This window comes from Beduinella massiliensis, assembly GCF_900199405.1.
GTDB lineage: Bacteria > Bacillota > Clostridia > Christensenellales > Aristaeellaceae > Beduinella > Beduinella massiliensis.
In genome coordinates this window covers 631,977-645,324 of the sequence record NZ_LT963430.1, presented here as the reverse complement: position 1 = coordinate 645,324, position 13,348 = coordinate 631,977, and the positions used below count along the sequence as shown (strand labels likewise).

The 13,348-nt window shown below is 66.4% G+C and carries 11 protein-coding genes; 2 read left to right on the top strand and 9 right to left on the bottom strand.

Annotated elements, in window-relative coordinates; genetic code table 11:
• Window positions 1–84: 84 nt before the first annotated feature.
• Complete coding sequence (locus C1725_RS03650) at window positions 85–768, bottom strand: winged helix-turn-helix domain-containing protein (RefSeq protein WP_102410321.1); 684 nt, start codon at window positions 766–768, stop codon at window positions 85–87.
• Between the two features lie 159 nt (window positions 769–927).
• Window positions 928–1,620 carry a response regulator gene (locus C1725_RS03645; protein WP_102410320.1) on the bottom strand — a complete coding sequence of 231 codons (693 nt, stop codon included), beginning with the start codon at window positions 1,618–1,620 and terminating at the stop codon, window positions 928–930.
• Between the two features lie 147 nt (window positions 1,621–1,767).
• Between C1725_RS03645 and C1725_RS03640 the strand changes: the two genes are divergently transcribed.
• Together C1725_RS03640 and C1725_RS19125 are read left to right on the top strand one after the other, a co-directional pair.
• The gene (locus C1725_RS03640) at window positions 1,768–2,901 is read left to right on the top strand and encodes a sodium ion-translocating decarboxylase subunit beta (RefSeq protein WP_346026307.1); all 1,134 of its coding nucleotides are present in this window, start codon (window positions 1,768–1,770) and stop codon (window positions 2,899–2,901) included.
• 13 nt (window positions 2,902–2,914) lie between these two features.
• A complete protein-coding gene (locus tag C1725_RS19125) occupies window positions 2,915–3,049 on the top strand; it encodes a hypothetical protein (protein ID WP_346026306.1) in 135 nt (44 codons plus the stop codon).
• Between the two features lie 70 nt (window positions 3,050–3,119).
• On the opposite strand, the gene C1725_RS03635 is transcribed toward C1725_RS19125, so the two are convergent.
• The 7 genes from C1725_RS03635 to C1725_RS03605 all read right to left on the bottom strand — a co-directional run bounded on the left by C1725_RS03635 (window position 3,120) and on the right by C1725_RS03605 (window position 13,298).
• Window positions 3,120–4,484 (bottom strand): MATE family efflux transporter, encoded by a 1,365-nt coding sequence (locus tag C1725_RS03635; RefSeq protein ID WP_346026305.1) that lies wholly within the window; start codon window positions 4,482–4,484, stop codon window positions 3,120–3,122.
• Between the two features lie 1,195 nt (window positions 4,485–5,679).
• Window positions 5,680–6,711 carry a type I-C CRISPR-associated endonuclease Cas1c gene (cas1c, locus tag C1725_RS03630; RefSeq protein WP_102410319.1) on the bottom strand — a complete coding sequence of 344 codons (1,032 nt, stop codon included), beginning with the start codon at window positions 6,709–6,711 and terminating at the stop codon, window positions 5,680–5,682.
• Window positions 6,708–7,376, bottom strand: a complete 669-nt coding sequence (cas4, locus tag C1725_RS03625) for a CRISPR-associated protein Cas4 (protein WP_102410318.1) — start codon at window positions 7,374–7,376, stop codon at window positions 6,708–6,710. The genes cas1c and cas4 overlap by 4 nt, the downstream gene beginning before the upstream one ends.
• Window positions 7,373–8,251, bottom strand: coding sequence for a type I-C CRISPR-associated protein Cas7/Csd2 (cas7c, locus tag C1725_RS03620; protein WP_102410317.1), 879 nt, complete (start codon window positions 8,249–8,251; stop codon window positions 7,373–7,375). Before cas7c ends, cas4 begins: the two co-directional genes overlap by 4 nt.
• A gap of 1 nt (window position 8,252) precedes the next feature.
• A complete protein-coding gene (gene cas8c / locus C1725_RS03615; RefSeq protein WP_102410316.1) occupies window positions 8,253–10,004 on the bottom strand; it encodes a type I-C CRISPR-associated protein Cas8c/Csd1 in 1,752 nt (583 codons plus the stop codon).
• Window positions 10,001–10,666: a type I-C CRISPR-associated protein Cas5c gene (gene cas5c / locus C1725_RS03610; protein WP_102410315.1), complete on the bottom strand. Its 666-nt coding sequence runs from the start codon at window positions 10,664–10,666 to the stop codon at window positions 10,001–10,003. Before cas5c ends, cas8c begins: the two co-directional genes overlap by 4 nt.
• Window positions 10,667–10,682: 16 nt before the next feature.
• Window positions 10,683–13,298: a CRISPR-associated endonuclease Cas3'' gene (locus tag C1725_RS03605; RefSeq protein WP_346026304.1), complete on the bottom strand. Its 2,616-nt coding sequence runs from the start codon at window positions 13,296–13,298 to the stop codon at window positions 10,683–10,685.
• Between the last annotated feature and the right edge of the window lie 50 nt (window positions 13,299–13,348).

Genomic DNA, 13,348 nt, shown 5'->3' with positions numbered 1-13,348 from the left:
CATCCATCATGATGGCCCCATTCTAACGGACAAAGGTTTAGAAAAGGTCAAGATTCCGGACAAACGCGCCGGCATTTCCGTCCTTCATTCCCGGTACAGCCGGTATCCCAGCCCCCACACCGTCTCGATGTACTCCTCGTCCGGGTTTACGGCCTTCAGCTTGGCCCGCAGGTTGCTGACATGCGTCTTCACCGCGTTGTCGTCCCCCAGGTAGTCCCCGCCCCAGAGCGTCTCGTAGAGGTTCGCCCGGGTGAAGACCTTGTTCCTGTTTTCCATCAGCAGCGCCAGCAGCCGGAACTCCGTCGCGGTCAGCTCGACCTCTCTTGCGCCGACGCTCACGCGCTTCTCCTGCCCGTACAGGGCCACGTCCTTGTAAAGCAGCCGCTCCGGACGCCCGCTTCCGGCGGCGCGGCGGCGCAAATGGGCCTCCACCCTGGCGATGACCTCCTCCAGGTCGAAGGGCTTTGTGACGTAATCGTCCGCGCCCAGCCTGAGGAAATCGACCTTCGTTTCCACCCGGCTCTTGGCCGACAGGACGATGACGGGCACGTCGGACCTCTCGCGGATCGCCCGCAGGACCTCGTCCCCGCTCTTCAAGGGCAGCATGATGTCCAGCAGCACGAGGTCAAACGCCTGCCGGAGGAAAAGGCCCACGCCGTCCGTGCCGGTGTACGCGGCGTCGACCGAATAGCCCGCCCCCGATAGGGCGTCCGCGAGCATCCGGCAGATGTCCGGGTTGTCCTCGATCAGCAGAATTTTCCGGCCCAATGTTCTTCCCCCTTTGCCGTCGGCTGCTTTACAGTATAGCCCGTACACGCGGCGTTTGCAATGCCGCCGGGAGACGCCGCCCCGCGGCCTTCGCCGCAAAGAAGGCCTGAAAAAAGGACGCACGCAAGTCCGTGCATCCCTGTTTGCGATTGCCGCCCCTCAGTCCCCCTCCACCATCCGGTAGCCGACGCCGATCTCGGTGACGATGTACTCGGGATAGGAGGGGTCCTTCTCGATCTTGCGGCGGATGTTGCCCATGTTCACGCGCAGAATCTGCGCGTCGCAGTTCGCGTAGGGCCCCCAGATGTTCTTGATCATGTACTCGTAGGTGAGCACGCTGCCCGCGTGCTGGCACAGGAGCGCCACGATCTTGTATTCGTTCTGCGTCAGGTGCACGGGGTCTCCCTCCACCTTGACGACGCGCTTCTCCAGGTCGATCGTAAGGTCGCCCGAACGGTAGACGCTCTCCTGCGCGCTCTGCGAGCTCTCGCGGTAGCGGCCGTTGCGCAGCGCCGCGCGGATGCGCGCCAGCAGCTCGGCGGTGTTGAACGGCTTGGTGATGTAGTCGTCCGCGCCGTTGTCCAGCGCCATCACCTTGTCGCGCTCGTGCCCGCGCGCCGAGACGACCACGATGGGCCGGTGCGACCAGGCGCGCAGGCTCTTGATGATCTCCTGCCCGTCGCGGTCGGGCAGCCCCAAGTCCAGCAAAATCAGGTCCGGGTTGTGGGAGGCCGCCATGCTCAGCGCACACTGGGCGCTGTCCGCCTCCAGCACGTCGTATCCGCCGGAGGACAGCACCGTCAAAAGGTAGTGGCGAATGCGCGTGTCGTCTTCCACGATCAGAATCTGCATGGGGTTCCTCCTTCGGTTTTTGTCTATTATAGCATGCCCCCGCGCGGCGCCCTATAAAGGTTTTATAAAGCAATCCCCCGCGCCTTGCCCGCTCCGGCCGTCCCCTCTATAATGAGAAAATACCATCATACGGAGGGATGCAGTCTTATGGCCTCATTTTTAAACGACCTCTTCGGGAACGCCCTGAACATCACCCTGCCCATGGTCGTCATGTGGTGCATCGGCGCCCTGCTCATCTATCTGGCGATCAAAAAGGACATGGAGCCCACGCTGCTGCTGCCGATGGGCTTCGGCGCGATCCTCGTCAACCTGCCGATGTCCGGCGCGGTCACGCAGGTCGTGGACGGCGCGCGCGAAATCGGCGTGATCGACGTGCTCTTCGACGCGGGCATCGCCAACGAGCTGTTCCCGCTGCTGCTGTTCATCGGCATCGGCGCGATGATCGACTTCGGGCCGCTGCTGCAAAATCCCAAGCTCATGCTCTTCGGCGCGGCGGCGCAGTTCGGCATCTTCTTCACCCTGGGCATGGCCTCGCTCCTCGGGTTTGAGCTCAAGGACGCCGCCTCCATCGCCATCATCGGCGCGGCGGACGGCCCGACGGCCATCTTCGTGGCCAACTTCTTCGATTCCAACTACCTGGGCGCGATCATCGTGGCGGCCTACTCCTACATGGCGCTGGTGCCCATCGTGCAGCCGCCGGTCATCAGGCTTCTCACCACCCCGGAGGAGCGGCGCATCCGCATGCCCTACGAGCAGAAACGCGTCTCAAAGACCACGCGCATCCTCTTCCCCATCCTCATCACCATGATCACCGGCATCGTCTCCCCGCGGTCGGTCGCGCTCATCGGCTTTCTGATGTTCGGAAACCTGCTGCGCGAGTGCGGCGTGCTGGACAGCCTCTCCGACACCGCGCAGAAGGTGCTCGCCAACCTCATCACCCTGTTCCTGGGCATCACCATCGCCGCGCGCATGCAGGCCAGCGCGTTCCTGAACCCCCAGACGCTGCTCATCCTGGGCCTGGGCCTCGTCGCCTTCGTGATGGACACGGCCGGCGGCGTGCTGTTCGCCAAGCTGCTCAACCTCTTTTCCAGGCGCAAGATCAACCCGATGATCGGCGCGGCGGGCATCAGCGCCTTCCCCATGAGCGCGCGCGTGGTGCACAAGCTGGGCCTGGCGGAGGACAACCAGAACTTCCTGCTCATGCACTCCATCGGCGTCAACGTCTCCGGGCAGATCGCCTCCGTCATCGCGGGCGGCCTGATCCTCAACTTCTTCGGCTAAGGAGGGAACACAGATGCACCTGAACGTCTCCGCCTTTCTTTACACCCTGCCCTATATCGCCAAGGGCATGCTGGGCATCTTCCTCGTCACCGGGTTGATCGTCCTGACCATCACCCTGCTGGGCAGGCTTGGCAAGGACGCGAAGTAAAGACCCGCGTGTACGCCAAAACGCGGAGGAATCCTCCTTCCCCCGCGTTTTTTTTGCGTTCGCTTCGCGGTCAGGCCGCGCGCAGGCCGTCCGTTCGCATCAGCTTCCTTTTGACGGCCAGGTAGCAGATAAAGTGCACCGCCGCCGTGATGATCCACGACACCGGGTAGGAGATGTACAGCGTCGTCAGCGTGCGGTCCATCGCGAAGATGGTGTAAATCCACACGATGCGCAGCACGCACGCGCCGAGGATCGAGACGACCATCGGCAGGATGGAGCTGCCCATGCCGCGCAGCGAGCCGACCATGACGTCCATCCAGCCGCACACGAAGTAGGTGGTCGCGATGATCGAAAGCCGCTTCATGCCCATCTCCACGACCAGCGGATCGTTCGTGTACAGCCGCAGCAGCTCGGGCCCGAGGGCGTAGACGAGCCAGCCCAGCGCCGCGCCGACGACGGTGACGGTGAGCTGGCAGCGGCGGAGGATCAGCCCGACGCGCTCCAGCCTGCGCGCGCCGACGTTCTGGCTCGTGAAGGTGAGGTTCGCCTGGTAGATGGCGTTCATCGAGGTGTAGACGAAGCCCTCCAGGTTGGCGGAGGCGGCGTTGCCCGCCATGACCACCGATCCGAAGGAGTTGACGGCGGACTGGATCAGCACGTTGGAGATCGAGAAGATGGAGCCCTGCAGCCCGGCGGGCAGGCCCACGCGCATCATCTGCGCAAACTTGTCGCGGGAAATCCGCACGCGGCGCGGGTCGAGGCGGATGCAGCCGTCCGAGCGCATCAGGCACAGGACGATCAGCACGACGGAGACGCACTGGGAGATGACCGTCGCCAGCGCCACGCCCGCGACGCCCATGTGAAAGACGATGACGAAGATCAGGTTGAACAAAACATTGATTGCGCCCGCGATGAAGAGGTAGTACAGCGGCCTTCTCGTGTCGCCGATCGCGCGCAGAATCGCCGCGCCGAAGTTGTACATCATGGTGGCGGGCATGCCGGCGAAGTAGATCTTCATGTACAGCGCCGCCTGGTCGAGCACGTCCTCCGGCGTGCCCATCGCCTGCAGCAGCGGGCGGGAGAGCGCGATGCCGAAGACCGTCACGATCACGCCGCACACGAGGCTGAGCCCCATGGCGGTGTGCACGGACTCGCTCACGTCCTTATAGCGGCTCGCGCCGTAGTGCTGGGCGACCACGACGCTCGCGCCGATGGACATGCCCATGAAGACGTTGACGATCAGGTTGATGAGCGCGCTGGTCGAGCCCACCGCCGCCAGCGCGGTGCTGCCCGCAAACTGGCCGACGACGACGATGTCCGCCGCGTTGAACAGCAGCTGCAAGATGCCGGTCAGCATCAGCGGGATGGAGAACATCAGAATCGGCCGCACCAGCGGCCCGTTCAGCATGTCGACCTCATAATGCTTTCGTCTCACGGGTCTGCGCCTCCCTCGTTTATGCCTTTCATCATAGCACAACCCCGCCCCAACATCAATCCTGTAAAATCGACGCAAAGCGGCAGGATGGGATGAGCAGGCGGGGCGCGGCCCTGAACGTGGGGCGTGTTCAGACCCCGACCCTATTTCAACCCGCGCGTTCCACGCGGAACGCGACGCGCTTAGAAAAGCTGATGTCAACCGGCTTTGTGCTTTCAATCCACGCGCTCCGTGCGGAGCGCGACGCATCATCGCCTACGGCGTGCAAAACGGCGCGAACAAATTTCAACCCACGCGCTCCGTGCGGAGCGCGACGTCTCATCTGGCAGGCGGTGACGACCTGGGGGCCATTTCAACCCACGCGCTCCGTGCGGAGCGCGACGAGATCGCGGAGCTGGTCGCGAGGAAAACCGATCTGATTTCAACCCCCGCGCCCCGTGCGGAGCGCAACTTCGCCGGAGACGCCGAGGCGACAAGCGAGCAAATTTCAACCCCCGCGCTCCGTGCGGAGCGCGACTGGACGGACTGGCTACCTGCGGTGACACGCTCGAAATTTCAACCCCCGCGCTCCGCACGGAGCGCGACCGGAACTGATTGAGCTGCACCACAAATGCGAGGACATTTCAACCCCCGCGCTCCGCACGGAGCGCGACAACCCGCACGGGGCGTTGACGCCCGGTTCTCCGTATTTCAACCCCCGCGCTCCGCACGGAGCGCGACCCATTTACATCCCCCTCCTACGCTCAGCTCTCCGCATTTCAACCCCCGCGCTCCGCACGGAGCGCGACTACTCCGGTTCTACGCCATCCACACCAGCATAAAAATTTCAACCCCCGCGCTCCGCACGGAGCGCGACGCATTACTGGGGCCATCGCCGGGCCGATTGCAGAATTTCAACCCCCGCGCTCCGCACGGAGCGCGACTGCAAGATAAACCCAAAATTCCTTCTTCGTTTCTCTCAATTCCACCAAATCCCGCGCCGCTTGGCTGCGCACCCATGCGGGCATCCCTGGCGGCGCGCCCCATGGCCTCGCCCTGACGAACGCCTGCGGGTGCGAACCTCCCGGCAAAAGTCCGCCCGCTATACGTTCGCACCGCGCGTGCGCGGCCTTGCCAGAGGCCGCCTCACGGCCCCATCGGCCCCGCGTCCTGCGTGCTGACGTCGTAGGTGATGAGTACCAGCATCTGTTTCCCCTCACTTCCAGAAAAACGGCGGGTAGTCGTTCAGGTCGCCGCGCAGGCATCTGGCAAGCAGCAGCGCCTGCGCGTGCGGCACCAGCCCCCAGGGGAGCTTCTCCTGCAAAAACGGGTGTACGATCTCCTCGCGCTTTCGCTCCTGCCAGGCGGCGAGCACCTGCTTGCGCGATTTCGCGCTCAGATAGACCGCGCCGTTTTCCAGCGTTTCAAAGTCCTGGTCGCGGATGACGCGGTTGTTCACCAGCGTCAGGCAAAGGCGCTCCGCCAGGACGCCGCGCAGCTCCTCCATCAGGTCGAGCGCGAGCGACATGCGCCCGGGCCGATCCCGGTGCAGAAAGCCCACGTAGGGGTCCAGCCCCACGCCCTCCAGCGCGGCGGCGCAGTCGTTTGAAAGCAGCGTGTACACAAACGACAGCAGCGCGTTCATGGGGTCGAGCGGCGGGCGGCGCGTGCGTCCGTCGAAGCGGAACACGTCCTTGTTTTGCAGCACCATTTCGTCAAACACCGAAAAGTACTGCTCCGCGCACGCCCCCTCGAGCCCGCGCAGCGTCTCCAGGTCGCCGCACGCCTCGATGCCCGGCAGCGCGGCGGCCAGCGCGCCGGAAACGCGCCGCACGCGCTCCGCATCCACGCGCGGCGCGTGATCGCGCGTGCAGCGCTCCAGCATCCAGCGGGCGTTGTACACCTTGCCCAGGATGAAGCAGCGGGCGACGCGCGCGCTCTGCCCGGGATCGTCCGCCAGGCGGTACTGGTGCCTGCGCAGCACCACATTCCCCCGGTTCTCGCCGCAGGCCGCGGCCAGGAAGCGGCCGCTCGGCGTCAGGAACGCGAGCCGGACGCCCCGCTTCGCGCACGCGCCCATCAGCGCGGGGCTCGCGCCCCTGTAGCCGAAGTAGAGGATGCCCTCCAGCGTGTGCAGCGGCAATCGCAGCAGCGTCTCCTCGCCCTGCAGCACCAGCACGTTCTCGCCCTCCAGCGCCAGGTAGCTGTCCTCCGTCGTGACATACAGGGTGTTGAGCAGCTTCTTCAAGGCGCCTCCTCCTCCGTGTGCACGCGGATGTACGCGTCCGCGTCCCCGCGCTTTTGCAGGCCCGGCAGGCAGGTCTCCTTCAGCGAGCAGCTCCGGCACGCCTTGCGCGGCTTCACGCGCGGCGTGTAGCGCCGCGCATAGTATTCGTGCATCTGACGGAGCATTTCCTCCACCCGGCCGCGCAGCGCCTGCCCCAGCTCCACGCTCTCCCGCCGCCGGGTCTCCCCGTAAAAGAGGAAGCCCTGCGGCACGTCCGTCCCCAGCATCTCCTCCAGGCACATCGCCTGGCAGCAAAGCTGCAGCCGGTCTTCGTCGCCCGCCTTGGGCTTCCCGTGCTTGTACTCCACCGGCGCCGGGCGGTACAGGCCCTCCCGCCCCCTGAGGGGGATGCCCGCCTCGTCCCGGCGCCATTCCAGCACGTCCAGCACGCCGCTCACGCCCAGCCGCGCGGAGCTCACGGGCATGGCGCGGGTGACGTACAGCTCGCCCTGCCTCTCCAAAAAATCCCGCTCGTGCGCGCGCTCGTGGAGGATGCCGCCCTCCACGGTCAGCAGGTTTTCCGCCCACTGCTGCTCGATGTGAATCAGCGCCCACTGGCGTGGGCAAAAGCAAAAATGCTGCACGCCCGACAGGGCGAGGTAGTCCTCCTCCCGGTACGCGCTCACACCCTTCGCGTCAGGGTGACGCCCTCCGGCACCGCGCCCTCGTCCACCGTCACCTCGTAGTCCGCGTAGCTGCGCGGGGCCGTCACGCCCTCCTTCTTCTTGACGCGCACCGTCTCAAACAGCTTGTAGGAGGGCGCGTTGCCCAGCTCGCTGTCGTGCTTGAAGACGATGAACTCCCGCACCGCCATCTTGCCGCGCGCGGCGGAATGGTCGTGCTCGAACATGTTGGCGATCGCCTCAAAGAGCAGCTCCAAATCCGCCTGCGAAAAGCCCGTCACCCGGCGCGCGAGGTTCGCGCTCACGTAGCCCTCGCAGCGGTAGAGGCCGTAGGGCACGATGAACTTGTTGCCCATCTCGGTCTTCTTGTTTGCCCGGTCCTCGTCCTTGGTGATCGCCACGCGCGTGAGGGTCACCTGCTGCTGGAAGATCGGGTCGATGGAGCGCGCGAAACCGAGCTGCACCGGGCCGCGCACCTGGCCGCAGTTGAGCGACATCTTCACGAACGTCGTCATCACCGCGCCGAACGTGCGCACGTCGTAAAAATGGCTGCACATGAAGTCCCGCAGCTTGCGGTCCGTCTCCGGGTCGTCCTTTTTGAGCTTCTTCTCGTCCACGTTCAGCGCGTCCAGCGCCAGATGGTCGTTCGCGTTGAGCGAGGTGTCCTCGCTGATGTAGATGTTGCAGGTCGGGTCGCCCTCCCTGGCGATCTTGACGTAGTTGCGGATCTTGCGCTTGAGGCACACGTCCGTCACGAGGCCGAGGCCCGTCTCCGGGTCGATGCGCGGCATGTTGCCCGCGTCCGGGTCGCCGTTGGGGTTGCCGTTTTCCACGTCGAAGAGCACCACGAAGTCGTACCGGTTTTTGATCGCTTCCATCTTACTTTTCCTCCTTGGCGGTTTGCTCGTCCTTCTTCTGGTAGCGCGCCTGGTTCTGGTGGTAATAGCCCAGGTAGAACATGCCCTCCTCCTCGAGCGTCAGGCGCGCGGGCAGGGGCTGCGCGGGCAGCAGGTCCATGATCCGGCTGATCGCGATCTCGTCCGCCTTGCCGTACTCCGCCTTGGCGATGTGGCTGCGGGCAAGGCGCAGCAGCGTCGGGAAGACCGCCCGCGGCGTCGCGCTGGCCGAGGCGAAGTAGCGGTCCTTGATCGTCGTGTTGATGCCGGGGTTCGCGTCCTGCTGCGTCTTTTCCAGCACCGCGAACAGCCTGCCGAGCACGTACGCCCGATCCGTGCAACTCTCGTTAAGTCCCATTTTGATTTCCCCCTTGCTTCTCTTCTTGTTCTTCAGCAGATAGGCCTTGATCATCGCCGCCTTGGCGTACGTCACCTCTTGCTCCGCCCAGATGCGCAGCAGGAGCATCGAAAGCAGCTCCTCGGGATAGTCGCCGTCCGTCCACACCGCGCGCAGCATCGCGCCCGCCAGCGGCTCGGGCGGCTCGGGCGTGGTCGCGTTCGGGTTGGCGGTCTCGCGCAGCAGCATGGCATTCGTCAGGATGTCCGGCTCGTAGGGCGCGTGGACGATTTCGAGCTGCACGTAGTGGTTCATAATGTTTGTAATCACGCTGCCGAACTCGCTTTGCAGGAACATCCGCACCGAGGCGCGCCCCGCGTTGGGCGAAAGCCCCAGGATGTAAAAGGGCATCGCGCTCTCCAGCCCCGGAAGCTCCGGCGGCAGGCCCCGCTTCACGCGCGAGAGCATCGCGCCGATCTTTTTCTCGTCCCCGCTCTGCGGCCCGCACGCCATGTCGAAAAGGTCCGGGTAGCCCTCCTCCGCGCTCCTCGCCCAGTAGACCACCGTCATGTCGCCCAGGCGCATCCTGTGCTTCCCCGCGAGCAGCCGGTTGAGCGCCGTGGTGTAGGCAAAGGCCGCGTAGCAGCTCACCGGCGCGTTGAGCCCCTTCGCCTGCACGCAGCCGTAGGACTCGAACGCGGGCGCGTTGAAGCCCACGAGCGACTCGCCCATCGTCGGCGCGCCGTAGATGCCCTTGATCTTGTTGTGGATGAGCGCCACGGGCTGGTCCGCCTTGCCCGTCACCAGGCAGGGCGCCCGCACGTCCGCGTCCGCCTGCGCGGCCGCGCGGGCGCTCCACGCGGCTTCGACCGCCGGGCGCCTGTGCACGAAGAAGCCCTCCTCCGCCTCGCCCTGCAGGCAGAAGACCAGCATCGCGCCGCCCTGCACGTCGTCCCAGCATTCCCAAAGCGCCGGGTGCTCCCTCGCCTCCTCCGGCTTCCAGCGCCGAAAGAACGCGCAGACCGCCTGCGCGCCGGGGTCGTCCACGCCCTCCAGCAGCTCCAGGTGCAGCGCCCGGCTGGCCGCAAAGCTCTCCGCCGTGCGGGCGGGGTTTCCCTTGTCGTCCACGCCCAGGAAATAGGCGCTCTTGTCGCACAGAAAGTAGGGCGCGACGCCTGAGCTGCGCGTCGCGTGCTCGGGGACGGTCATGCGCTGCGGCGCCATCACCGTCTTCTTGCCGCGCTGCTCCGGGTTTTTCAGGGAGATCGCCCGCTGCAGCGCCCCCTCGCGGGTGAGCACCAGCGCGCAGGAAACGTTCTCCTCGCCATAGCCGATGCGGGCGATCTCGCCCTCTTTTGCCGCGGCCTCGTAGTACTCGCACAGCGCCTGAAGGATCATCGTACCACCTCGCAGTCCGTCAGGTCGATCACGCCGTCCCGCATGACGCACCGGAAGAACGTCGGCGTGATGCGGTCGGGCCTCGTGTAATCCATGTCGTAGAGCATGAAGCCGAAATCCCGCTCCTGCCCGGCGAAGTCCGGATGCACGGGCGGCTCGTCCCCCTCGAAGAGGCGGAACTTCGCCGGGAACTCCCGGCAGCCGAAGTAGGGGGTGTGAAAGCACTTGCCCGCGCGCAGGCGGTTGCAGGCGATGGCGTAAAACTTTTCCGGCGTGTCCTCCGCACCCGCCCTGTCCGTCATGTCAAAGTGCGCCTCGATCACGTAGCGCACGTCGCGCAGCAGCAGCGAGGCGCGCTGCTGAATGTCCTTTCCCCTGTCCAGCACCGGCAGCGGCCCCGTGCCCACCATCGCGGCGCGAACCGAAGAGGCCAAAAGCTTGCTGGCCACCTCGTTTCGGCGGATGTTCGCGTAGCGGATGGGCGCGCACACCCAGATGCGGTCGATCCTCCATTTCATCCCAGGATGCCAATATATGGCTTCCAGCAGGCCGCGCGCGGCGGAGGGCGTGATCACGTCGTACGTCACGCGCTCCACCTTCATCTCCGGCCGGCTGAAGAGGGCGAAATCGCCCCAGACCTCCATGCGGATTCCATAGCCCATCTCATTCGCCTCCGTTTTATATCATGATCCCGGCGCCCATGCCCGGCACGCAAAGCCCCTTGTCCGGGTCGTAGCAGGCCGCGTCCAGCAGCACGGCGATCTGCTCGTCCAGCACGTCGAGCTTCCCCGCCGCATGCAGCGCCTGAAAGTCCCCCTCGTACACGCTGACGCTGCACCGCGCCGCTTGGCGCCATAGCTCCCGGCTTCGCTCGCCCGCGCCAAGCCGCTCGGCGCAGGTTCGCGCCTCCTTCGTCGTGGGGATCAGCACCGCGCGCGTGCCCTCCTCGATGAGGCGAAACGCCCGCGCGGCCTCTTCAAAGGGCGGCGCACTGCCTCCGTCGTCCAGCATCTTCTCGATGCCCTTCACGTCCAGGCCGCTGCCCGTAAGCGCGTAGAGCCGGGTGAAGTAGCGCCCGACGGCCTCCGGCGAGGCGATGTCCGCCTCCGTCTCCAGGATCTCCGCCGCCACGTCCGCGGGGCGCTTGAGCGCCTTGGGCACCTTGTCCCGCCACTTCTCCCCGGAATGGAAGACGGTGACCACGCTCTCCTGCGCGCTGTGCCCTCCCTCGCGGTTGCAGCGGCCCGCCGCCTGAATGACGCTGTCCAGCCCCGCGGCCTCGCGGCACACGCGCGGGAAGTCCACGTCCACGCCCGCCTCGATGAGGCTGGTGGAGACGACCCGGCAGGTTCGCCCGCCCTTAAGGCGCGCGCGGATTTCCTCCAGCTTATCCTCCCGGCTTTGGGGCGTCAGCAGCGTCGTCAGGCAGAAGACGCCCTCGCCCGCCATGCCGTCGTAAAGCGCCTGCGCGTGCGCGCGCGAATTCACGACGGCGAGCATCTGCCGCTGCGCGCGGAACTCCGCCCAAATGCGCTCATCCTCCCATACGCCCGCGACCTCGTAGCGCACGCGCCGGAAGAATTCGTACAGCCCCGCCGTATCCCGGCAGATCTCCGTGGCGTTAAGGCCGCCAAGGTACCTGCCCAGCGCGGGCTGCGTCGCCGTGCACAGCACCGCGGTCGCCCGGTAATTCACCGCCAGCTCCTCGATCAGCCGGGTGCAGGGGATCAGGTAGCCGGTCGGCAGCATCTGCGCCTCGTCGAAGATCACCACCGAGCGGACGATGTTGTGCAGCTTGCGGCAGCGCGCGGGCCGATTCGCCATCAGCGATTCAAAGAACTGCACGTTCGTGGTCACGATCACCGGCGCGTCCCAGTTCTCCGCGGCCAGGCGGCGGGCGCGCACGGCCTCGTCCTCCGCGTCGTCCCGCTCTGCGTCGTCCCGTTCGCACGTCGCCCGTTCGCACGTCGCCCGTTCGCACGTCGCCCGTTCCGCATCGTCCGCTCGCACGCCGCCCGCCTCCGCGATGCTGGTGTGCTCCAGCACGTTTTCCTCGCCCAGCGCCTCCCGGAATTTCTTCGCCGTCTGGCTGATGATGCTGGTGTAGGGGATGACGTAGATGACGCGCCGAAGCCCGTGCTTTTCCGCGTGGCGCAGCGCGAAGGCCAGCGAGGCCAGCGTCTTGCCGCCGCCCGTGGGCACGGTCAGCGTGTACAGCCCCTGCGGCCCCTCCGCCGCGCGGCGGCAGTCCGCGAGGATGGCGCAGCGCTTTTCGTCAATGGGGTTCTTCGGGTGCGAATACTGCTCCATGTACGCGTCCAGCCGCGCACGCAGCGTCTGAACGTCCTCGCCCCGCCCGCGCGGCTGCGGGCCCTGCATGAACGCCTCGGTGTCAAGAAAGTCCGCGTCCACCAGGCAGGAGAAGAGCATGCGCTGCCAAAGGGCGAACGAGAAGCCCTGCCCCTTCCGCGCGCCGGTCGGGCGCATCTTCGGCCCCGCCGCCGGCCAGCGCACCGGCACGACCTCGCGGACCGCGGGCCGCCGCTCCTCCCGCGCGAGCCTCTCGCAAACGGGCGTCAGCCGCTGGCCGTAGTCCGCCGGCATGGGATCCGCCAGGCCCGCGTGGTGCCCGGCGACGCAGGGCGCGAGCGCCGCCTCGACCAGCCCGCCCCGGCGCTTTGCCAGCAGCGCTCCCGCCGCCGCGTGCTCCACCGGGGTTTTGCCGCCCTCCAGCCGATGGAAGAAGGCGGGCCGCGCCTTGCCCACGTCGTGCAAAAGCCCCAGCGCATAGCCCCAATCGCCGCAGTCAAACGCCTGCGCGAATGCCTCCGCCAGGCGCGCCGTGGCGAGCAGGTGTTCCTCCAGCGGCTGAAAGAGGCCCTCCTCGCTGCTATGCGCGTAGGCGGGACGCCCCCGCGCGATCAGCGCGGGCAGGGCCGCCCGGTCGGCGGGGCACAGCGCCATGCCGGGCGCGTCCTCCGGCCTCACCCAGCGGAGCTCCGCGTGCTCGCGCGCCGTGGGCGCGCCGGCGCGCACCGTGCAGTCGAGGAACGTCAGCGTGATCGCCCGCGCGGGGGCCTCGTAGACCGTGTGCAGCAGCACGCCCTTGACGAAGAGCTCGATTCCCACCTCCTCGCGTATCTCGCGCACGATCGCCGCGCGCGCGTCCTCGCCCGCCTCCAGCTTGCCGCCCGGGAACTCCCAGAGCCCCGCGTCGTCCCTGCCGGGCCCGCGCCTCGCGAGCAGCATTTCGTCCTTCCCGTTTCGGATCACCGCCGCCGCCACCTGCAACATCCGTGCGCCCTCCTCCATGCGTTCTGCACCATAAGCCCATTATACAGCAA

Bases quoted from the DNA above. Each gene is read 5' to 3' on its own strand.
- C1725_RS03645 (WP_102410320.1), bottom strand. From the start codon at position 1,620: ATGCAGATTCTGATCGTGGAAGACGACACGCGCATTCGCCACTACCTT.
- C1725_RS03640 (WP_346026307.1), top strand. From the start codon at position 1,768: ATGGCCTCATTTTTAAACGACCTCTTCGGGAACGCCCTGAACATCACC.
- C1725_RS19125 (WP_346026306.1), top strand. From the start codon at position 2,915: ATGCACCTGAACGTCTCCGCCTTTCTTTACACCCTGCCCTATATCGCC.
- cas7c (WP_102410317.1), bottom strand. From the start codon at position 8,251: ATGGAAGCGATCAAAAACCGGTACGACTTCGTGGTGCTCTTCGACGTG.
- cas8c (WP_102410316.1), bottom strand. From the start codon at position 10,004: ATGATCCTTCAGGCGCTGTGCGAGTACTACGAGGCCGCGGCAAAAGAG.
- cas5c (WP_102410315.1), bottom strand. From the start codon at position 10,666: ATGGGCTATGGAATCCGCATGGAGGTCTGGGGCGATTTCGCCCTCTTC.
- C1725_RS03605 (WP_346026304.1), bottom strand. From the start codon at position 13,298: ATGTTGCAGGTGGCGGCGGCGGTGATCCGAAACGGGAAGGACGAAATG.